The organism is Anabaena lutea FACHB-196 (assembly GCF_014698305.1).
GTDB lineage: Bacteria > Cyanobacteriota > Cyanobacteriia > Cyanobacteriales > Nostocaceae > Anabaena > Anabaena lutea.
The window spans coordinates 12,825-34,410 of the sequence record NZ_JACJST010000024.1; the positions used below are offsets into that span (position 1 = coordinate 12,825).

The 21,586-nt window shown below is 40.8% G+C and carries 18 protein-coding genes; 9 read left to right on the forward strand and 9 right to left on the reverse strand.

Translation table 11 applies throughout. The annotated features are described in order from the left end of the window. Positions 1–63: 63 nt before the first annotated feature. Positions 64–1,251 (reverse strand): TRC40/GET3/ArsA family transport-energizing ATPase, encoded by a 1,188-nt coding sequence (locus tag H6G59_RS21355; protein WP_190718121.1) that lies wholly within the window; start codon positions 1,249–1,251, stop codon positions 64–66. Positions 1,252–1,294: 43 nt separating this feature from the next. After that, positions 1,295–1,684, reverse strand: coding sequence for a C6orf136 family protein (locus H6G59_RS21360; protein WP_190718124.1), 390 nt, complete (start codon positions 1,682–1,684; stop codon positions 1,295–1,297). A gap of 421 nt (positions 1,685–2,105) precedes the next feature. Between H6G59_RS21360 and H6G59_RS21365 the strand changes: the two genes are divergently transcribed. From H6G59_RS21365 to H6G59_RS21375, 3 genes are all read left to right on the forward strand, one after another. Next, a complete protein-coding gene (locus H6G59_RS21365) occupies positions 2,106–4,133 on the forward strand; it encodes an FAD-dependent oxidoreductase (protein WP_190718127.1) in 2,028 nt (675 codons plus the stop codon). 391 nt (positions 4,134–4,524) lie between these two features. Further along, positions 4,525–4,848, forward strand: a complete 324-nt coding sequence (gene clpS / locus H6G59_RS21370; protein ID WP_190718129.1) for an ATP-dependent Clp protease adapter ClpS — start codon at positions 4,525–4,527, stop codon at positions 4,846–4,848. 2 nt (positions 4,849–4,850) lie between these two features. Beyond that, positions 4,851–5,147 (forward strand): DUF2103 domain-containing protein, encoded by a 297-nt coding sequence (locus H6G59_RS21375; RefSeq protein ID WP_127054972.1) that lies wholly within the window; start codon positions 4,851–4,853, stop codon positions 5,145–5,147. 53 nt (positions 5,148–5,200) lie between these two features. Here the strand turns inward: H6G59_RS21375 and H6G59_RS21380 are convergent, their stop codons facing one another. Together H6G59_RS21380 and H6G59_RS21385 are read right to left on the reverse strand one after the other, a co-directional pair. Continuing rightward, positions 5,201–5,524 carry a hypothetical protein gene (locus H6G59_RS21380; protein WP_071191218.1) on the reverse strand — a complete coding sequence of 108 codons (324 nt, stop codon included), beginning with the start codon at positions 5,522–5,524 and terminating at the stop codon, positions 5,201–5,203. A 316-nt stretch (positions 5,525–5,840) separates the two neighbouring features. After that, positions 5,841–6,326 (reverse strand): molybdenum cofactor biosynthesis protein MoaE, encoded by a 486-nt coding sequence (locus H6G59_RS21385; RefSeq protein ID WP_190718134.1) that lies wholly within the window; start codon positions 6,324–6,326, stop codon positions 5,841–5,843. Positions 6,327–6,641: 315 nt separating this feature from the next. On the opposite strand from H6G59_RS21385, the gene H6G59_RS21390 reads away from it, so the two are divergent. The 4 genes from H6G59_RS21390 to H6G59_RS21405 all read left to right on the forward strand — a co-directional run bounded on the left by H6G59_RS21390 (position 6,642) and on the right by H6G59_RS21405 (position 13,744). Beyond that, positions 6,642–9,146 carry a PAS domain S-box protein gene (locus H6G59_RS21390; protein ID WP_190718137.1) on the forward strand — a complete coding sequence of 835 codons (2,505 nt, stop codon included), beginning with the start codon at positions 6,642–6,644 and terminating at the stop codon, positions 9,144–9,146. Between the two features lie 65 nt (positions 9,147–9,211). Continuing rightward, positions 9,212–10,918, forward strand: coding sequence for an ATP-binding protein (locus H6G59_RS21395; RefSeq protein ID WP_190718139.1), 1,707 nt, complete (start codon positions 9,212–9,214; stop codon positions 10,916–10,918). A gap of 452 nt (positions 10,919–11,370) precedes the next feature. After that, on the forward strand, positions 11,371–11,817 hold the full coding sequence (locus tag H6G59_RS21400) for a response regulator (RefSeq protein WP_190718141.1): 447 nt from the start codon (positions 11,371–11,373) through the stop codon (positions 11,815–11,817). A 16-nt stretch (positions 11,818–11,833) separates the two neighbouring features. Then, a complete protein-coding gene (locus H6G59_RS21405) occupies positions 11,834–13,744 on the forward strand; it encodes a hybrid sensor histidine kinase/response regulator (RefSeq protein ID WP_190718144.1) in 1,911 nt (636 codons plus the stop codon). Between the two features lie 200 nt (positions 13,745–13,944). Here the strand turns inward: H6G59_RS21405 and pyrR are convergent, their stop codons facing one another. From pyrR to H6G59_RS21420, 3 genes are all read right to left on the reverse strand, one after another. Continuing rightward, on the reverse strand, positions 13,945–14,481 hold the full coding sequence (gene pyrR / locus H6G59_RS21410) for a bifunctional pyr operon transcriptional regulator/uracil phosphoribosyltransferase PyrR (protein ID WP_127054965.1): 537 nt from the start codon (positions 14,479–14,481) through the stop codon (positions 13,945–13,947). Between the two features lie 88 nt (positions 14,482–14,569). Beyond that, positions 14,570–15,565: an adenosylcobinamide-phosphate synthase CbiB gene (gene cbiB, locus H6G59_RS21415; protein ID WP_190718147.1), complete on the reverse strand. Its 996-nt coding sequence runs from the start codon at positions 15,563–15,565 to the stop codon at positions 14,570–14,572. A 54-nt stretch (positions 15,566–15,619) separates the two neighbouring features. Beyond that, positions 15,620–16,063, reverse strand: a complete 444-nt coding sequence (locus H6G59_RS21420) for an Rrf2 family transcriptional regulator (RefSeq protein WP_127054963.1) — start codon at positions 16,061–16,063, stop codon at positions 15,620–15,622. Positions 16,064–16,508: 445 nt separating this feature from the next. Between H6G59_RS21420 and H6G59_RS21425 the strand changes: the two genes are divergently transcribed. Next, the gene (locus tag H6G59_RS21425) at positions 16,509–16,919 is read left to right on the forward strand and encodes an AbrB family transcriptional regulator (RefSeq protein WP_127054962.1); all 411 of its coding nucleotides are present in this window, start codon (positions 16,509–16,511) and stop codon (positions 16,917–16,919) included. Between the two features lie 154 nt (positions 16,920–17,073). Here the strand turns inward: H6G59_RS21425 and H6G59_RS21430 are convergent, their stop codons facing one another. Continuing rightward, on the reverse strand, positions 17,074–18,978 hold the full coding sequence (locus tag H6G59_RS21430; RefSeq protein WP_190718150.1) for a chloride channel protein: 1,905 nt from the start codon (positions 18,976–18,978) through the stop codon (positions 17,074–17,076). Positions 18,979–19,457: 479 nt separating this feature from the next. Here H6G59_RS21430 and H6G59_RS21435 point away from each other — a divergent pair, with 479 nt between their 5' ends. Continuing rightward, positions 19,458–19,838 (forward strand): hypothetical protein, encoded by a 381-nt coding sequence (locus H6G59_RS21435; RefSeq protein WP_190718153.1) that lies wholly within the window; start codon positions 19,458–19,460, stop codon positions 19,836–19,838. A gap of 73 nt (positions 19,839–19,911) precedes the next feature. Here H6G59_RS21435 and H6G59_RS21440 read toward each other — a convergent pair whose 3' ends face one another. Further along, positions 19,912–21,531 carry an ArnT family glycosyltransferase gene (locus H6G59_RS21440; protein ID WP_190718156.1) on the reverse strand — a complete coding sequence of 540 codons (1,620 nt, stop codon included), beginning with the start codon at positions 21,529–21,531 and terminating at the stop codon, positions 19,912–19,914. Positions 21,532–21,586: the final 55 nt, after the last annotated feature.

A 21,586-nucleotide genomic window follows, 5' to 3' on the forward strand; every position in this document is an offset into this window, starting at 1 on the left:
TTCTCTCACATATCATGTAGTTGGATTGCTATAAGAATTTTCAGTCACCTGTTAAGTAGTCATCTAAACCTTCACAATGTCAGCAAAGCGAATTTTTAGATAATCATCTTCCATTTTTGCTCCTGATGGTTGAAGTGCTGCTAAAGCCTGCGGTAAAACCAAATTACGGCGATGATTACCAATAGTAATATTTAATTCATCGCCACTTTTACTGAGTTGAACTTGATTTTTGGGAATGCCCGGTAAATAAAGTTCCAAGCTGTATTGGTTATTTTCTTGCACAACTCTGATAGTTGTTTCTTTGTAATAAATCTGAGTTGGATCTTCATCTGGGTAAAGTGTTTCTTTGAGTCTTTCTAATGCTGCTAAACCGCACATTTCCTCCGAATAAAGAGGTACTTCCTTCACAGGTAAGGGGTGGAAGTTTTCATGAATTTCTTGGCGATATTGTTCTTGATTTTCTTTCCAACGTTGGAAGAAGGGATCTTCAACTTGTTTAGGAATAATGCGATTAGCAATAATTAAATCGGTAGCCACATTATACAAACTCAAATAAGCATGAGCGCGGAGAGATTCTTTAATCACCATCTTTTCGGGGTTGGTGACAAGACGGACTGAGGTTTGAGTATTGTCAGTCAATACTTTTTCTAAAGCTTCTATTTGTTCATAAAACTCATAAGGAGCATCCATTACTTCTCTATCTGGTAACGAAAAACCAGCAATTGGTCTAAAAATAGGCTCAACTAAAGGTCTAAGTGCTACCGAGATGTTTTGAAAAGGTTTATAGAAGCGCCGCATATACCAGCCGCCGACTTCTGGTAAACTCAACAAACGTAGAGCCGTACCAGTCGGAGCCGAGTCAATAATTAAAACGTCAAATTCCCCTTCGTCATAGTGACGTTTCATTCTTACCAAGCCGAATATCTCATCCATTCCCGGTAAAATGGCTAATTCTTCGGCTTGTATCCCCTCTAAACCCCGTGCTTGTAACACTTGAGTAATGTAACGCTTCACCGCACCCCAGTTACCTTCTAATTCTTGGAGCGCGTCGAGTTCTGCTCCCCACAAATTGGGGCGGACTTGTCGGGCATCATGTCCCAATTCTAGATCAAAGCTGTCGGCTAGTGAGTGAGCAGGGTCTGTACTTAAAACTAATGTGCGGTAGCCGAGTTCTGCACAACGCAATCCCGTTGCAGCCGCGACTGAGGTTTTACCTACCCCACCCTTGCCGGTCATTAAAATTACTCGCATGGATGATTCTGTCCTGCCTGAATTTTGTTTACATTTATTTACATTATCCGTTGTTTAAGGAAAAGAAGTGCTGCTTTAGTACATCTAAACGTGAACAATGCCAATAATCGATGTGGGAAACTATCAAATCATCAGCATTGAGACGTAATTCACTCCAACCTGAGATAGATATGCGTGGTTTCCAGGGAAGAGGAGAATTCCAATTCAATGTCCACTCGCTTTTAATGATGTCTTCTTGGCGTTGGATGTTATGCAAATCCATTTTTAGATTTAAGAAAAAAGTCTGAATGAATTTAATCATCCATTTATAAAGTTCTAAACCACGAAATTTAAAAACCGGATCTTGAAAATAAACATCAGGAGCATAAATGCTGTAAGTTTGATCAACTGGAAATCTTTGATAGTCGGCTTTGAGAATTTCAATAATGTCCATAATAGGGAATAGGGAATAGTATTTGTAGGGTGCGTTAGGCAAAGCTGTAACGCACCATTAATCAAGTTTACAGTGCGCGTTACGCGATCGCTCTAAGCGTAGCCATCGCACCCTACGTATCTTTAAATTAATAATTTTGTTGATGTCATGTTGTAGGTTTAGCAGTGCTAAACCCCTATGGACAGTGTGGTTTTTTGATAATACATATTTGGTGTTATCTGTCAATGCGTAAATTCTATTATAGAATAAGGCAATTCATGAATTGCCCCTACAGCCGTGTAGTAGGTTAGTTTGTACGTAATCATTACCCAACACAGTTTTAAGAATGTGGGATTTTGTTCCTCAGCCCAACCTTGTAAAGAACATTTCCCAGATGCTACCGTCTACAAGTTGACGCAATAGTACACGGAGTGCATGAACCATGAAGCGCAGATACAAAAAAAGCTTCCAGAAATCAATCATCAGTCTCAGTTTACTTCCCACCTTTCTCACCCCCTATTTCGTCAGCGCTACCCCACCCCGAAACCCAGATAAAACCGTCAATTGTGAAATTCTCGTTGTTGGTGGTGGACTATCCGGTGCAGCGACAGCTTATGAGGGGTTACTTGCAGGACGGACAGTTTGCTTAACGGAAATTACTGACTGGTTGGGTGGACAAATCTCCTCTCAAGGTACATCTGCATTAGATGAAAGACCAACTCAACGGGCTAAACAATTCTATTCTCGCGGATATTTGGAATTACGAAACCGCATTCAACGCAAATATGGCCAACTTAACCCCGGTGACTGCTGGGTAAGTGACTCCTGCTTTCTTCCTCGTGATGCTCACAATATTCTTACCCAAATGCTCAAAGATGCAGAAAAGCAGGGTAAAGGAAAGTTGCAATGGTTTCCCAACACCGTAATTAAAGAATTAGGAATTAGTGCTGATGGTAAAATTATTAACAACGCCACAGCTATTCAACATCAACCCACAAAAGGCGCACCACCTCTCAACACTTTTCCTTTATCTCAAACCATTGAAGATGCTTATCGCTACGAAAACTCATCTCGGTTGAGTAAAGCGATTATTCGCTTTGTCCCCAAACAATCTCAAAAAAATGCCTCAAAATGGTACGTTATCGATACCAGTGAAACTGGGGAAATTATCGCTTTAGCAGATGTTCCTTATCGTCTGGGTATTGATGCACGCTCTTACCTGGAACCTTCCTCTTCTAGCACCACTAATGATCCTTATTGTACTCAAGGTTTTACCTACACCTTTGCAATGGAGGCGACTAAGGAACCGCAACAGCAAGCAATGCCCCCATTTTACTCACAATATGCACCATATTTCAGTTATGAATTAGCGCGACTGGCGAATTTTGATTTAGTGTTTACCTATCGTCGCATTTGGAGTCCTCAACAAGGAAAACAAATGAAATTTGGTGGTATTAATTTTACTGTTCCTACTCCAGGGGATATCTCTATGCAAAACTGGACTTGGGGTAATGACTACCGTCCAGGAACTGAAGATGATAATCTCATTTATACTCGTCAACAGTTGCAAGCCAGTGGCCAGTTACAACCCGGTGGTTGGATGGGGGGATTAAGAACTGAAACTTTCCGCAAAGGTGAAGAAAATGCTCTTTCCTATTTTTATTGGTTATATGCGGGAACTACGGATTCTCAATTAGGTGATGGGGTAAAAAAACCGTACCCAAATAATCGGTTGTTAACGGGTTTAAATTCCCCAATGGGAACAGTACATGGTTTATCGAAATATCCCTATATGCGGGAAGGAAGACGCATTATTGGCCGTCCGAGTTGGGGACAACCAGAAGGTTTTGGGATTTGGGAAGTTGATATTTCTCGCCGCAATTATAATGACGAATATTACCGTCAAACTTTGCCAGCAGATATGTATCGCCAGTTAAAAGCGACACTGGCTGGTTTAGAGGCTACTTCTGTAATTAGGGGTGAAGTTTCTCCTGATAAAGCTATGCGGCGAAGTCGTTCGACAATTTTCCCTGATGCTGTAGGTATCGGTCACTACGCTATTGATTTTCATCCTTGCATGACAAAAAGTCCAGCAGAAGCACCTGGTAATACGGAACGTGCAGGAGAAAGACGTGGTGCGGGACAAGCTTATCCTTTCCAAATTGCTCTGCGGGCGATGATTCCCCAAAAGATTGATAATTTATTAGTAGGTGGTAAAAGTATTGCTACTAGTCACATAGCTGCTGCGGCTTATCGGGTACATTCTTTCGAGTGGTCTTCTGGTGCGGCTGCGGGAACTGTGGCTGCTTTTGCTCTCAAACAGGGAATTGCACCTTACCAATTAGTTGATGAGTTACCTAAACAGGAACCGCAACTACAAGTTCTCAAACGTCTGTTGGAGCAAAATGGTAATCCCACGGCTTTTCCTGATACTTCCATTTTTAACCAAAATTGGGATGATTGGCGGTAATATCGTGTCTGGTTGAATACTTATTATTGGGGTGATGGGGAGTTGGGGTGATGGGGAGACGCGGAGATGGGGAGACGCGGGGACGCGGAGAAAATGAAGAATAACTTAATTACCTATTCCCAATCCCCAATCCCCAATCCCCAATCACCGCTGACAATGGATTAAACTAGTTTTTGTAGTCTGGGTTTGTCAAACCTCTTTTTTGACTAAAAAGAAGCAAAGACGCAAAGAGCAATCCTGCTGAAGATAGAAGCACTTGCTTACAAGCCCCCGACTTCAGTCGTGGAGACAAAAGAATCTGTTCCTGGTTTGAATCTTCTAGCTGTCTTCTATGGGATTTTCCCCTGTCTTCGCGTCCCTGTGTCCCCCTGTCCTTTTCAATTATTGTTCTATGCTTACAAGACTAACAGCTGTTTATGGCATGGCAACAGCGCCAACAGTAACACCTGATCGAGTTAATCAAGTTACTCGCAAAACTTATCCAAATTACAAAGTGATTGTATTGAATGACGATTTCAATACCTTTCCCCATGTGGCTGAGTGTTTGCTCAAGTATATTCCGGGAATGTCGAGCGATCGCGCTTGGGATCTCACAAATCAGATACATTACGAAGGACAAGCGATCGTTTGGGTAGGCCCCCAGGAACAAGCGGAACTATACCACCAACAGCTGCGACGGGCTGGTTTGACTATGGCTCCTCTGGAAGCAGCATAATTATGGGCAAACCCACGGATGGTAGACTAGTCTGGAATCACTCCACCCACATTTCTGGTCTAATCCCAATTTTAGAACGTCTATGTCAACAAGACGGCATTCACACTGTAACACCGGCAGTCATTGGGCGAGCCAGAGGTCATTGTCCAAAAATGCAGTTGCGTGTGTCTGTACCCATTCGCGGGGGTTATAAAGTCATCGCACGGCAGGGTAAGACGGTACAAGAGGTATTTGTTCTCACGACTTTGGAACTGGATCAACTGGAAATAGCGATCGCGATCGCTATGAAAATTACATGAATACGACCATTAACAAAGGGAAGAGCCACATATTCTCCTCCCTTTATTTTTGATTATTCCTCAACTTCATGCACCGCAAATTTATGTAATGGTAAACTTAGGATACAAGAAAAAGTTAAAAAATATGATAACGCTGTAGTAATTTTCACTGCCATTGCTAAACTTTCCCAGTTTGGTAAAACTGTTTTTTCAATCCCAAAAGCCACGCAGTAAACCAGCCAGTAAGCAAAGCTCATTCTCAAAAGAATTTCTTCTGTTTCTTGGGCATCGTCTTTTTGTTGCTTCTTGTCATCCCACAGTAAAAACAGCCCCATAATACAAGCTACGGAGGAAACAGCAACTACAAATTCATGACAAAATAAATTTACAGAGTCCATTGCCTTGATCCAACTATTTTGGTTTTTCCATCGTCAATTAGTCTAAAGGACTATTCCGAATGAATATGCAAAATAGTTACAAACTGCAATAGTTAACTGACATTTATGTAAACAATTGCAAATAAAATCATCTATCAATTTACAATTGTTTAGTTAAATTTAATTACAAAATCAAACAGACCTCACTCAACTAAATGCTTAAGAAAGCATTTTTAACAGTTGCCGCAATAGGGTTAATTGCCATAGGCCATTCATAAAACTCAGACACAGAAAGACTTTCAACCTTGTTACGGATGAAAATTTACCTATTTTTCTTCTAACAATTAGCGTCCGTCACTTCGCAAGCACCAATACTCACCCAACTACTAGAACCATCTTGCCAATGTTCTTTCTTCCAAATAGGTGCTTGGTGTTTAATGGTGTCAATTGCATATTGACAAGCAGCAAACGCTTCACCTCGATGGGGACATCCCACAGCCACTAAAACACTGATTTCTCCAACTTGTAACCGCCCGATGCGATGATATATGACCACCCGCTTCACATCAGGCCATTGGTAGCGAATATCAGCTGCAATTTGATAAAATACTTGTAATGCCATAGGATCGTAAGCTTGATACTCTAAAGCAACCACAGGTTGACCATCGGTTTGATTACGAACCATGCCACTCATCACCACCACAGCACCATTAGCTGGGTCATCAGCCTTAGTATAGATTTCCTCAAGAGACAATGGAGCAAAGGTAATACCAAAGCTATCTTCGTTTCTAGTTTTAATGGGAAAAGCAAGTGGGGTTTTCATAATTAACTTTTGATAATTGTCTAGTGTAATTAATAAAAAATAAGTATAAATCAAGGGCTACTATAGGAATTATCAGGAATCATATTTGATTTTGCTGTATCCCTTATGGGAGAGTATGGTTAACGCCACACCAGCTAGAGCCAAAGCGGCCTGCACTTAAAAAACGACCTACAGATCTATCTCCATTCTTTCGCTGTGCCTATTAACAGTTAAAAGTTCCCTACTGCAAGCCTTAACCTTCCCCGCTTGATTAACTTAGAACACCGAGAGTAACGCGATCGCACGTTGTCATTCAGTAATACTAGGAAAATTTTCATGAGATTACCAGTGTCTAATAATGAAGCAGCTCGGGTTGAGGCTCTACGACAGTACGACATTCTTGACACAGAACCCGAACAAACTTTTGACGATTTAGCATTTTTAGCCGCCCAGATTTGTGACGCACCAATTGCTCTGATTAATTTCATTGATACCAACCGTCAGTGGTTCAAAGCCAAGGTAGGATTAAATGTTCAGGAAATGCCAAGAGATGCTGGCTTTTGTCCGATTTGCCTCCAGCAAGGCGATGTTTTGATTATTCCTGACACCTTGCTAGATGAACACTTTGCCACAGCAGATATAGTTACTTCAGAACCCCATGTGAGATTTTATGTTGGTGTGCCTTTAATTGTATCAGGAGGAGAGGTAATAGGCACTTTGTGTGTGGTGGATCAAGTACCACGTCAAATCAGTGCTAAACAATTGCAAGCACTGCAATCTATTAGTCGTCTGATAGTTAGACAATTAGAAATCAGGCGGAATTTAGTCGAACTAGCCAGCATCAATATAGAGTATAAACAAGCACAAAAAGCATTATATCAAAGTGAATCTACCTTACACAGTTTCTTCGAGAGTGCGCCAATGATGATGGGAATTGTGGAATTGGTAGATAATGACATTCTACATATTGCTGATAATCCTATCACTGCCAAATTTTTGGGACTCACACCAGAGGCAATGCAAAACCGTCTAGCGCGGGAGATGGGTGCAGAAAATAGCAATTTAAAGCATTGGATAAATTACTATCGTCAAGCAGAACTTACTCAGACACCTGTGAGATTTGAACATTCTCAGAAAACTTCCCAAGGAATAACTTGGTTATCGGCCACAGTTTCTGCGATCGCTAACAATCATGGCAATCGTCAGCAATTCGCCTACATAGTGGAAGATATTACCGAACGCAAGCTGGCAGAAGATGAATTGCGTTGGCAAGAAGCACTTTTGCGCTCCATGAATAGTGTTTCACCACTGGGTTTTTATGTAGTTGATAATCGTACTGACGACATTCTTTATTTTAATGATCGCTTCTGTGAAATTTGGCAAATCGAACATCTTAAAGATGGCATGGAAATCCGGGAATTAAAAAATCAAGATATTATTCCCGATTGTTGCAAATTGATCCTGGATATTCCGTCCTTTACCGCATCATGCCAACCTCTACAAGATGAAAATAACCTCTGTGTTATTGAAGATGAAATTGGCTTTAACGATGGGCGGATTATTCGCAGATTTTCTACTCAAATTCGTAATAAATCTGATCAATATTTTGGGCGTTTGTATATTTTTGAAGATATCACAGCCCGCAAACAAGTAGAGCAAAAACTGCGCGAACAGGCGGCATTACTTAATATTACGACAAATGCCATTATTGTCATAGATTTAAACAACAAAATTTTACTATGGAACAAAAGTGCAGAAAAATTGTATGGATGGAAAGCTGAAGAAGTTATAGATCAAAATGCTAGGGAACTCTGGGTTGAGGAAACCGTGGCACAACAACTGGAAATTTATCAAACAGTATTGATGTCTGGTTCTTGGCAAGGTGAATTAAATAAAATCACAAAATTTGACACAGAAATCATCGTGGAAAGTCGCTGGACTTTAGTACATGATGAGCATAATCAAGCTAAATCCATTCTGATTGTTGACACTGATATTACCCAGAAAAAACAACTAGAACAGCAATTTTTACGCGCCCAACGTATGGATAGTATTGGTACTCTAGCTAGTGGTATTGCTCATGATTTAAATAATGTATTGTCGCCTATTTTAATGTCTGCATATTTACTTAAAAATAAATACCATGAGCCGCAATCTCAACAGATAATATCGATCATAGAAACTAATGCTAAACGAGGTGCTAACTTGGTTAAGCAAGTTTTATCCTTTGCTAGAGGAATTAAAGGTGAACACACAGTAATTCAAGTGAAATATTTGATTTCAGAAATGCAACAAATTATTGAACAAACATTTCCCAAATCGATTACAGTTCATACGGAAATTCAGCCAAACCTATTTCCAGTTTGTGGTGACATTACCCAATTAGATCAAGTACTGATTAATTTATGTTTAAACGCTCGTGATGCTATGCCCAATGGCGGTAATTTAACAATATCTGCTGAGAATATTTGGATTGATGAAACTTCTGCTAAAATGCATCTAGACGCACAAGTTGGTTCTTACATCGTCATCAAGGTGATTGACACAGGACTTGGCATTCCCAGTAAAATATTAAATAGAATATTTGAACCTTTTTTTACAACCAAAGAATTTGGCAAAGGTACAGGACTAGGATTATCCACAGTCATAGGTATTATTAAAGGTCACGATGGTTTTATCACAGTATCAAGTAGTCTAAATAAAGGTACAGAATTTCAGGTATATTTACCAGCAATATATACCCCTGAAAACCAGTCTTTGAAACAAGTTGAAATGCTAACTGGCAATGGAGAATGGGTTCTCCTAGTAGATGATGAAGCTTCTATTCAAGAGATTACCTAAACTCATTCATAATTCGTAATAGTGCTTACAGTCCCGCTAGGGATACATAATTCGTAATTTTACTAATGACTAAGGAATTACCAGCACAAACTGAGCAAGTACATCAGTGGGAAGCAAAACTCAGGATGGCATTAGATGCTGCTCACATGAGCATCTGGACTCTCGATATCCGAAACCATCAAATTACTAGTGGGATTAATCTGGAAGCTCTTTTTGGTTTAGAGAAAGACAGTTTTAACAACACCTATGAAGCTATTCTCAACTGTATTCATACAGAAGATCGTGAGTTTTTTAAGCGCGTCCATCAACAGGCTATTGAAAACAAGGGAGAATTTGAAATTGAATATCGAGTTGTTTTAGCTGATGATAGTATTCGCTGGCTAGTCAGCAAAGGTGTAGTTTGGCCAGACTCATCTGGGGTAGCAGTGCAAATGTGTGCGGTAGAGATGGATATCACCAAGCGCAAGCAAGATGAAGCAGAATTACAACAGCAAAACTTGCAATGGCAGCGGCAAACTACGCTAACGCAATTATTCGCTAATATTACTCTAAAAATTCGTCAGTCTTTACAAATTGATGAAATTCTTGACACCAGTGTTACAGAAGTGCAAAAGCTGCTGCAAGCAGATCGAGTATTAATTTTGCAGCTTCATAGTAATCGTTCCTTCCTCGCTGTGAAAGAAGCCGTAGTTCCTGGTTTACCAGTTGTTCTGGGGCAGAGAATGACTGACTCTTGTTTTGCAGATGATTACATCTACCAAAAATATTGCCAAGGGCGAATTAGTGCCATTAGCGACATCGAAACAGCACAGATTCAACTTTGCCACGTTGAATTTCTCCAACAATTTGCTGTTAAAGCTAACCTTGTGGTGCCAATTTTCCAAACAAATCAACTTTGGGGGTTGCTAATTGCCCATCAGTGTCTGCATACCCGTGAATGGACTGACTGGGAAATTGAACTTTTAAGACAACTTGCCGATCAAATTGGCATTGCTTTAGCGCAGAGTCTGATTTTAGAAAAAGAAACTAATCACCGCCAAGAACTTATTCGTTCCAATGAAGAACTACAACAATTTGCTTTTATTGCCTCCCATGATTTACAAGAACCACTACGTAAAATTAGAACATTTGGTGATCTCCTCAAAGTTAGCTGTAGAGACTCATTAAGCACACAGGGATATGATTATCTGGAACGGATGCAAAAAGCAGCCCTGAGAATGCAAACGTTGATTGATGACTTATTAACACTTTCACGAGTAACCACAAAGGCACAGCCTTTTGTATCGGTGAATTTAGCAGAAATTGCCCAAGAAGTATTATCTGATTTAGAAGTGCGTATTCAGCAAACTGGGGGACGAGTGGAGATAGGAGACTTACCCATCATACCCGCTGATCCTTTACAGATGCGGCAATTATTGCAAAACCTGATCGGTAATGCTCTTAAATTTCATCGTCAAAATGAACCGCCTGTTGTGAGAATATATAGTCAATTTTTAAACAATAACTTGGATAATTTAGAACACAATATTCAACATTTTCAAATCATTGTTGAAGATAATGGTATTGGTTTGCCCGAAAAATATCTTGACCGCATTTTTCAGATTTTTCAACGTCTGCATAGTCGCACTGAATATGAAGGTACTGGCATCGGTTTAGCTATCTGCCGGAAAATTACTGAACGACATCATGGTAGTATTAAAGCCCAAAGTACTCCAGGACAAGGAGCCAAATTTATTGTGACGTTGCCAATTAAAATAATTTGTAATTCGTAATTCGTAATTCATAATTCGTAATTCGTAATTAGAAGAGTTACCTCTCACCTGTCATATCAAGACCGGCTAATTGCTGATCAAAAAAAATTCTCCGCGTCCCCGTGTCTCCGCGTCTCCTCTTCCCCGCGTCCCCCCCTCTCCGTGTCCCCGCGTCACCGCGTCACCCTTGCCCCAACGACAATTTTTAACGCCAACCTACTTAGTGCCTACAGTCTCGCTAGGGATACGTAATTAAGTTTCGTAACGGAGATTGAGACACCGCCTAACATATTTGTCACTTTATAGAAGTGGGGGATTTAAACCCCCTGAACTGGTTAATTAGCATTTCTAGTTTTTCTTCCTAGAGAGGGATTACTAATAGACCATATTTTAGGGTTAATTGTACAAATGTAAATGGCTATTTATAGGAAGTGAATTACTAATTATAACTAGTATAAAGGAGACAATACAAAGTGAAGCTTCGGCAAACAACCGTCACCATCTTAATGGCTGATGATGATGAAGACGACAGCTTATTGGTAAGTGAGGCTTTAGCAGAAAGTCAATTGCCCATTGAGCTACTGATCGTCAGGAATGGTGAGGAGTTGATGGATTATTTATATCATCGTGGGTTATATGCTGATGCTGAAGGGGCAACACGTCCAGGGTTAATTATGCTAGATTTAAATATGCCTAAAAAACATGGCTTTGATGTAATCAAAGAAATTAAAACTCATCCAGAACTGCGGATCATCCCCGTTATAGTAATGACTAATTCCAGTAATAAAGAAGATATATATAATACCTATGACTTGGGTGCAAATTCTTATATTATTAAACCTAGAACTTTTACATCCTTAGTGGAAGCGATCAAAACTTTAGGAAAATACTGGTTTGAAATTGTAGAACTGCCCTTATAAGCAGTGCGAGGGAATCATGAATAAAAGCCCCATCAAAGTTTTGTTAATTGATGATGATGAAGATGATTATATTTTAATTCGTGCGTGGTTGAGGGAATTTCAGGCGGCTGGCTGTGAGTTGGAATGGGTGGAGAATTATGAAACAGCCAAGGACGCGATCGCTCGACACCAACATGATATCTATCTAGTAGACTACCTTTTAGGGGCGCATAATGGACTAGAACTGTTGCAAGAATCCATTACCAATGGTTGCACTTGTCCTTTTATATTACTTACTGGTCAGGGCGATCGGCAAATCGACCTAGAAGCGATGAATGCCGGAGCAGTTGATTATCTAGAAAAAAGTCAACTGACTGCACCTTTATTGGAACGTTCGATTCGTTACGCCATTGAGCGCAAACAAACAGAAGCAAAAATCCGTCAACAAGCAGCTTTACTTGATGTCGCTACTGATGCCATCTTTGTCCATGATTTAGATAATCAAATTTTATATTGGAACAAAGCCGCTGAATATCTATACGGTTGGAAAGCAGAAGAAGCTCTGACAAAAAAGACACAAAACCTCTGGCAGGAAAAAGACTTGTCTAAATTGTCAGAAGCACTCAAAATTGTCATGAACAATGGCTGCTGGGAGGGAAAACTGTATCAAATTACAAAACATGATCAAGAAATCATCGTCGAAAGTCGTTGGACATTAGTACCTGAATGGGGTCATCAATTACCATCTATTTTAGTTGTAAATACTAATATTACTCAAAAGAAACTACTAGAATCTCAATTTTTACGTACTCAGCGCTTAGAAAGTATTGGCACATTAGCTAGTGGTATTGCCCACGACTTAAATAATGTCCTCACCCCGATTCTGATGACTGCTCAACTTTTGGAAACTCAAGTCCAAGAAGAGCGTTCTCGACAACTAATCCCGATATTAATTGCCAATGCTAAACGGGGGGCAAATTTAGTTAAGCAAGTATTATCTTTTACTCGTGGACTAGATAGCGATGCCTGCGGCTCTCTAGAACAAAGCACCCTGTTACAAATAAAACATTTGCTGAGGGAAATTCAGCAAATTATTAAAGAAACCTTTCCTAAATCAATTGAAGTTATAACTCAAATTCCCCAAAATCTTTGGACTGTATCCGGTGATGCCACTCAACTACATCAAGTGTTAATGAATTTATGTGTCAATGCTCGTGATGCTATGCCCAATGGTGGCACTTTAAAAATCACTGCCGAAAATCTCTTAGTTGATGAGAATTACGCCCGGATGCATATTGATGCTCAAGCAAAACCTTATATTATCATTACTATAACTGATAATGGAATTGGCATTCCACCAACAATAATAGACCGTATATTTGAACCATTTTTTACTACTAAAGAACTTGGTAAAGGAACAGGTCTAGGTCTATCTACAGTATTGGGAATTGTCAAAAATCATGGTGGTTTTATCAATGTATATAGTGAAGAAAGAAAAGGCAGCCAATTTAAGGTTTATTTACCAGCAAAAGATACACCAGAAACTAGAGAAGAAACAGAAATATCTTTGTCTCAAGGAAATGGAGAACTGATATTGTTTGTAGATGATGAAGCGGCCATTTGTGACATTACAAAAATATCACTAGAAGAATCTAATTATAGAGTCATTACAGCCCATGATGGCATTGAAGCAATAGCCTTATACGTAGAACATCGTGATGAAATATCTTTAGTTTTAACTGATATGGGAATGCCACGTATGGATGGACTAACCACCATTCGTACCATGCAAAAAATTAATCCAAACGTCAGAATTATTGCTATCAGCGGACTAGCAACCAGTGAGAATGTGAATCCAGCTTATGATTTAGGTGTTAAAGCCTTTTTATCCAAACCTTACACCGCCAACCAATTATTAAAAACCATTAGCACAGTTATTGGTCATTAATTAGGGCTTTCATTAAAGAAGAGACGCGGGGACGCGGAGATGGGGAGATGGGGAGATGGGGAGATGGGGAGATGGGGAGATGGGGAGATGGGGGGACGCGGGGAAAAATAAGAATTCCCTGTTCCCTGTTCCCTGTTCCCTGTTTACGAATTACGTATCCCTAGCGGGACCGAAGGAAATATTACGAATTACGAATTATTTTAATTACCAATCAACTCCACCGCATCACGTCCATCGTCATCTTGTAAGTAAACTTTAACAATCTCTTCTTTAGCGGTAGGCAATTTCTTGCCCACAAAATCTGGGTGAATTGGTAACTCTCGATGACCCCTGTCTACTAACACAGCTAAACGAATCACCTCTGGTCTACCATACTCATTAACTGCATTTAAAGCAGCACGAATTGTCCGTCCTTTGAAAATAACATCATCTACAAGTACAACTGTTTTCCCGGTCAGATCGAAAGGAATATCGGTTTTGGCTGGAGTCCTTAATCCAATTTGGTCGAGGTCATCACGATAGAACGTGATATCTAATGCTCCCACAGATACGCTGACATCTTCCAGAGTCTCTATCTGACGTGCCAATAAGTTGGCTAACGGCACACCTCTAGTGTAAATACCCAAAAGTACTAATTGCGACAAATCACGTGTCCTTTCCACAATCTGAGAAGCAAGCCGTGTCAAGGTTCGTCGCAGTTCTTCCGATGAGAGAATTTCAACTACTTTAGTAGACATAAATACTGGGGATTAGGGAGCAGGGAGCAGGGAGCAGGGAGCAGGGAGCAGGGAGAAGGGGGCAAGGGTAAATTTTACGAATTACGAATTACGTTGGCGGTAGCCTGCCGGAGGCATTATTACGAATTAAAAATATTGCTACCCCCAACCACAACAAAAAACAAAATCGAGTCAATTGCAAAGCTTTGTGAATGGTCTCTGGGGCAATAGTATAAATAGCATCTCCTAACAGTGGTTTATGTTTTGCTACTCCACGATACCAATTTGTACCTCCCATTTGCACACCTAAAACAGCAGCATAGGCACACTCACTCCAACCTGAATTGGGGCTGGGATCTTTAATAGCATCCCGGCGACAGATTCGCCAGATATCTAAGGGTTTAGCTGATAACAGCGCCAGAGTTATAACTGTTAACCTACAAGGAAGCCAAGTCAAACAATCTTCTAACCGCGCACTGAACCAGCCAATATCAGTATAAGGTGCTTCCCGATAACCCACCATTGAATCTAGAGTACTACTAGCTTTATATGCGAGAGCCAAAGGAACTATCCCAACAAATGGTATAACCGCACCAATAATTGCATAAAAGAGGGGAGCCATAACTCCATCAGTAGTATTTTCTGTCACCGTTTCCAGAACTGCTCGCAAAATTTCTGTTTCTGAAAGATTTTCTGTATCCCTACCCACATAATTACTTAAAATCTTTCGCGCTTCTTCTAAATTTCCTGTTATTAAAGGTTGAAGTACATCCATAGCAGCTGCACGCAGACTATGAAGAGCAAAACAACTGGCTAAAAGAATGCTTTCTAAAGCAATTCCTAACCACGGATGTAGCCATTTAGCAATCAGAATTATTAACCAGCCCATTAAACCGCTGCCGATGATCACGATCATGCCGAGTGCAATTCCGGCTAGGCGTAGTGTTAGAGAACTCTGACACTGTTGCAGAGAAAATTTACTCAAGTGAGAAATCACCCACCCCATTACTCGTACTGGATGAGGCCAACCCCAGGGATCACCAATTAAGTAATCTAACAAGGCAGCAATAATTAATATATATATATATTGTTCGTCATTAGTCATTGATTAATTTCTGCCCTATTTCCTATCCCTTATTCTCTGATAACTGACCAATGACTAAACAACAAAACTAGCTTCTTCCCCAAGAGATGCCTGCCAACTACGAGCATCATAATAAAGGTCTGCCAGGGTAATACTGTACAAAGCTTCTTTCAGTTTTTGGTTAAGCCTCTGCCACAAAGTAAATGTTACCCAATCTTCAGCTTGTGCAGGTGCTGGACTATTAAGGGGTAAGTGAGTCATATTTTCACCAACTGCCTCTAAAATTTGCCCTATAGAGATTTGTACAGGCTCTCTTGCTAATTGATAGCCACCGATGCTGCCGCGAATTGATTTCACTAACCCTCCACGACGCATTTCTATCAGCAGCTTTTCTAAATAAGGAGCCGGAATATCTTGGCGCTTGGCAATTGCTCTTACAGATACAGGACCATATCCTGGCTGTAAACTCAAATCTAGCAATGCCTTAACACTGTAGTGTCCTCTAGTCGTTAGTTTCATCTATCAGGGAATAGGGAACAGGGTAAGAAATTACTAATGACTTTAGGATCATCTTCGGTGAGCAGACGACTTTTTTGGGGTGACTTTAAAAAACTTAAACAAATATAGTCTAGCAGGAATTCACAAACTATATATCGCATTGCTCAATGATCTGTGAGAAAATCAGTTCCTTGTTCCCTATTGCCTGTCTTGACGAACGCGAACTGCATCTTGTAGAGAATAAGTTCACGAATCAAATAGGATTTCTATAGATATCAGCATTGTCAGCATTATTTTTCGATAAAATGTCTTGACAAGATTGGGAATTGTGCAACAATTTTGCCTGTGAGTGTAATATACTTGGCTATGCTGAGATAAAAATAAAGGATTGTGTTCCTATTAGCTCAGTATCAGTTAAAATAAAATCGATTCAATCACTTCAAACATTCATTTTCGACCTAAGTTGATGCCTAAACAGAAAAAAATTGACCCCCTAGTCGGTGAAGAACTGCTCAAAAAAGTTAAGGAGCTAGAGAACGAAAGCAAGGAAGACAAAGCTAAACAGTGTGGCTACTATACTGTTACCAAAAATGGTATAGAGCGCGTCAATATGATGAAATTCTTGAATGCCCTGATTGATGCTGAGGGCATTCAGTTGGATAGTACACCTAGCGCCAATGGTCGTGGTGGACGCAGTGCCAGCTATAGAATTAGCGTGCAATCCAACAACAACTTACTGATAGGTTCAGCTTATACAAAACAGATGAATCTTAAACCTGGAGATGAATTTATCATCACTTTAGGTAAGAAGCACATTCGACTGCGGCAAGTAGACCCTGAAGATAGGGAAGATGCTGAAGTAGAAGCTACAGATTAATAAATAGTCATGAGTCATGAGTCAGTTGTCCGTTATTTACTAATAGACATCTGGCGAAAAAAAATGTAGAGACGTTCCATGGAACGTCTCTACAAGGGTTCTGGAAAACGCATATTTAAAGAAAGGTCGATGTCTAATGACTAATGACCAGTGACTAATGACCAATAACTATATCTGTTGTGGGCAGTACTGGCAAATAATGCTGTAGTGCCTTACGTGTTGCTGCTAAATTACAAGTTAAAGCAATTTGCTCTTTTTCTAGTAATCCTAAAATGCAATCGGGGTTGTCTCGTGCTACAACAGGTAACTGATGCAAACCCCGCAATGCCATCCGATCTAAAGCTTCAGATAAAGGTTCATCCTGCCAAGCATAGAGAATGTCAGTCGTACAAATATCTATAAGTGTTTGAGAAGAAAAATTAGCCTGGATTTCAGTAGGGGAATTCTGGTAATTTTCCCAAAGGGAAAGAGTACGGTTAATATCTTCCAGAGACAGGATACCAACTAATTGTTCTGCGGCATCAATTACTAAAGCACTACGTGTGCGATCGCGGATCATTTCCATAGCAGCTTCTAAAACCCCAAGAGTTGCAGGCAACTTTTTTGGGCTGGAGTGCATAGCATCTGCCACCAAAATGTGTTGCACAATTTCCACCTGTTGATCCTTCAATTCTGAAAGACCAATCTGTTGAAGATTGGAATTAGAGTTAAAAGTTGGCTTGATGCGCTCCACTAACCATACACTTAAACCCACTGCTGCCATCAAAGGTAAAACAATGCGGTAGTCACGGGTTAACTCAAACAACATTAAAATAGCCGTTAACGGCGCTCTCACACTACCCGCTAAAACAGCAGCCATACCCACCATTGCATAAGCTGGGGGAGCAGCCATATATTCACCAATGCTTGGAACTACCAAAGCCAGAAATTTAGCATAAGCTGATCCAAAGGACGCACCTAAAAACATTGCTGGTGCAAACAACCCACCCACAAAACCGCTACCAGAACTAACTGCCGTCATCAGCAATTTTAATAGCATTAGCACGAGTAACAGGTTGAGGGAAAACTCCTGATCTTGCAGCATTGCTTGCACAGTTCCATAACCAATACCCAAAATTTGCGGGTACTGCAAAGCCACTACCCCTACTATGGCACCGCCAATAATGGGCTGAATAGGTTGAGGAAGCTGGGACAGCAGCTTAAACCCCGGAACTCTTCCAGCAAAGCCAGCTTTACCCAAACGAATTAATTCTGTATAAGCAAGAGAAACTAGACTTGCGCCTAAACCTAAGCCTAGATAAAGCGGCAATTCTAAGAGACTACGGACTTGGTAAGCAGGTAAGGCAAAAGCAGGTTGGGCCCCCAAACCAATTTGAGCAATTAATGCTGCCACTACCGCAGCCAGTAATACCACACTTACCGCAGAAGTGGCAAAAGATGTAGCCCCCATCACTACCTCAAGGGCAAAAAATACTCCGGCTATGGGAGCATTAAATCCCGCAGCTAATCCAGCCGCAGCACCAGCGCCCAAAAGCAAGCGCTGCCTTTCTTGAGAGACTTGTAGTACATCAGATAACAAAACTCCAAAATTAGTCCCAATTTCCACACTGGGACCCTCTGGCCCCAAAGATGCACCACTACCTAAAGACACAGCAGCTGCGATCATTTTGGTGACTGGTCGTAGTTGTCGCTTAACTTCTCTACCTTGAGAAACGGCGATTAGAGATGAAAGTCCGGGGCCAAAGTCTTGAGTGCGCCAGCGCATTAAGCCCACAATAAGTCCGCCTAGGGTGGGAACACAGGCTAAAGTCCAAGCACCCCAGACTCCAATTTGTCCCATGAGATTTTCCAGCATTAGTTTCTGAATCAGCTGGATTAAATAGTGAAATGTGACTACACCCATACCAGTACCACCACCAATTAGTATGGCTAAAAACAGCACAACTGTTTCTGGGGATGGTTGAAAACGGTTAATTAGGTGAGTTAAATGGACGGAAGGTTTGGGAAAGGCAGGTAGTTCAGTTACCTTCCTCAGTTGAGTGGGAGGCAAGAGAGTCATTGAGAGACGGGGTAAATGTAAGAAAAAATTTAAATTTTTACTAGCTACTACTTATTGTGAGCCATGATTTACCTACCAGACAAGTATGGTGGCTTTGCCTAATTTACAAAGCTTTGGTAAAACCAGACAAGTAATCACAATTTTTGTGAGGAGAATGGTTAAATGGGAGAGAATTAATAGTTAGTGGTCAACAATTGCCCTTTAAAGGCGGGTAGGTTCTAACTGTATTTTCTATCAGAACAGTTAATTAACACTGGTTTTAGTGAAGATAGCTTCAATCAGCTGTAACTAAGAGTCACCCTTACCCAAATCTGGCTATACTCGTGTTACGACCATGTAGCTCTCCTTAGTACCAAGAGAAATGTATGTGTGATGCATGACGAATGTTCAGACGATATTGGCGAGGCTACTAAGTGGTGAGCAAATTTCAATATAGCTATTGTTATAGAGCGAGTAAATGGACTAGGCGGACGAGCTAGATGAATATACACACCTTTGATAATCATTATGTTACTTGCCCGATTTGCCAAAGAAATAACAGGACACAGCCTATCAAGACTTACATGGGTTTATTTACCTGTCCGTATTGTCAGGAAAAGCTGGTAGTTTGTAAAAGTGGTCACTACGTCCGTGATCCGTTTACTTGGAAACAAATGGTGATTGCTTCGGCCTTACGTCGTCAAAGCCGACCTTTATCGAGGATGATTAGAGATTTAGTTCTTCTCAAGCGTCCTTTATTAGCTTTAGCTGTAGGAGGTGCAATTTTATTTACGACAATTGCTGTCACCCAGGAAAACACCAGCTACAACCACCCAGGGATTCCAGGAAATGAGAAAGTTAATGATAACAGTGTAACATAGTGTTGTATTGTAGTGATGAGAGTTGAGTCATCAAAATTGTGGATTGCTAGACTCAAAACTCATCACTCTTTAACTACAATCGATTGGTATCTTTTGTAATTAACTGCCAACCTTCAGCTTGATCAATTAACTTGATAGATTTGAGGTTGAGGTTACTTAAAGCGGATGCATTCAAGAGAAAATAGGGTTGGGCGTTAAACTGCCAATAATATTGCAGTTCACCATGAGAAGCAGGAGTAATGGTGCGATCGCTATAAAAATCCAAGGACGGACGAGAATAGGCAAATGATGTGTAGATTTGCCGAACTGTTGGATTCGCACGCGCTATCATTGTGGCGACTGGTTTAACTGGATAGGCTTCTCCTAATTCCCACACCCAGTAGTTAGATTTCATTAACAACAGAAGTGAAATATAACTTCCCCAAATTAAAATTTTCAGAAATTGCCCATCGCCTCTCTCTACCAAAATCGCGGCTAAAGTCATAGTCAAAGCTACTGCTGCAAAAATCATCTGTAAGTCGGTTTTGTCTGCACTCCCCCAACTACAATAGACACTCCCAGCAAAAGCAGCCACAGCCAGCATGGCAAAACTAGTCACCCAAGCACGAGGATAGGACGAGAAGAGGCGCAAATTTTCAGTCTCTGCTAACTGAAAACCAAAACCCAAAGCCAAGCTAGGATAAATTGGAATTATATACCAAGGCAGTTTGATGCTAATCAGGGAAATGAGCAGTAGGTAAACACCAGTCCAGACTATGATCAGTTTTGCCCAACTAAGGCTGCGATTTTCCCAGGTTAAACGCGCGGTTTGTGGTAAAAATACCAGCCAAGGCCACGTCCACTTGAGCAGTTCTATGACGTAATACCAAGGCGCTTCAGACTGGCCGTTAGCAATTTTACCAATCTGATTGAAAGGTTGATCTACTGAGTTAATTTGGGCAAAATAATAACCATAGTGCAGTAGCTGGGCAGAGTGCCAAGCTACCACAGGTAGACTGCCAATGAAGATTCCTATCCACAGATAGTAACTAGTGAGCAATCTTGGTGTATCCCAAAAGAGAAAAACGGCAGCAATAGCACCTAATAATATGCCCACCATGCCCTTTGTCAGACAAATTAACCCAAAACTGATACCGATACCAAGACAATAACGTAAGTCTCGACGCGATCGCAGCACACACAACATCATCACCATCAACAAGCTGACAACCGCGCCATCTAACATTGCTAATCTGCCGTGACGCACTATCGGTAGCATTGTTAGATAAATCAAGGCGCTATAAACAGCAGCCCAACGTTGATGAAATATCTCTCTGCCGATACAATACAGTAAAGGTACTGAATTTGCAGTGATAATTGCACTAGGCAAACGCGTAGTCAATTCGTTCACACCACCCAGGGAGTAAGCCCAAGCAATTAGCCAATGCATTAGAGGTGGCTTGTTATAGTATGGTTCACCTCCCAAAGTCGGGTAAAGCCAGCGCATTGAACCTGCTGGGGCCCGCCAGATTTCTCTGGCTACTTGTGCTACGGTACCTTCATCCCAATCTCGTAGCGGTAATCCCCCAAGATTGATGCTAAACAGTACTACTGCGGCAAACAGCAATACTATCAGCCATAACCAATCAATCCATTTCTCAACTGCGCGATGCTGTTTTTCTAGATGAATCCAAATAAAGCTTCCTTCTTGCATATTCTATGCTAATCATTTTACTCGCACTTTTGATTACAAAGAGACATCTAGCGAA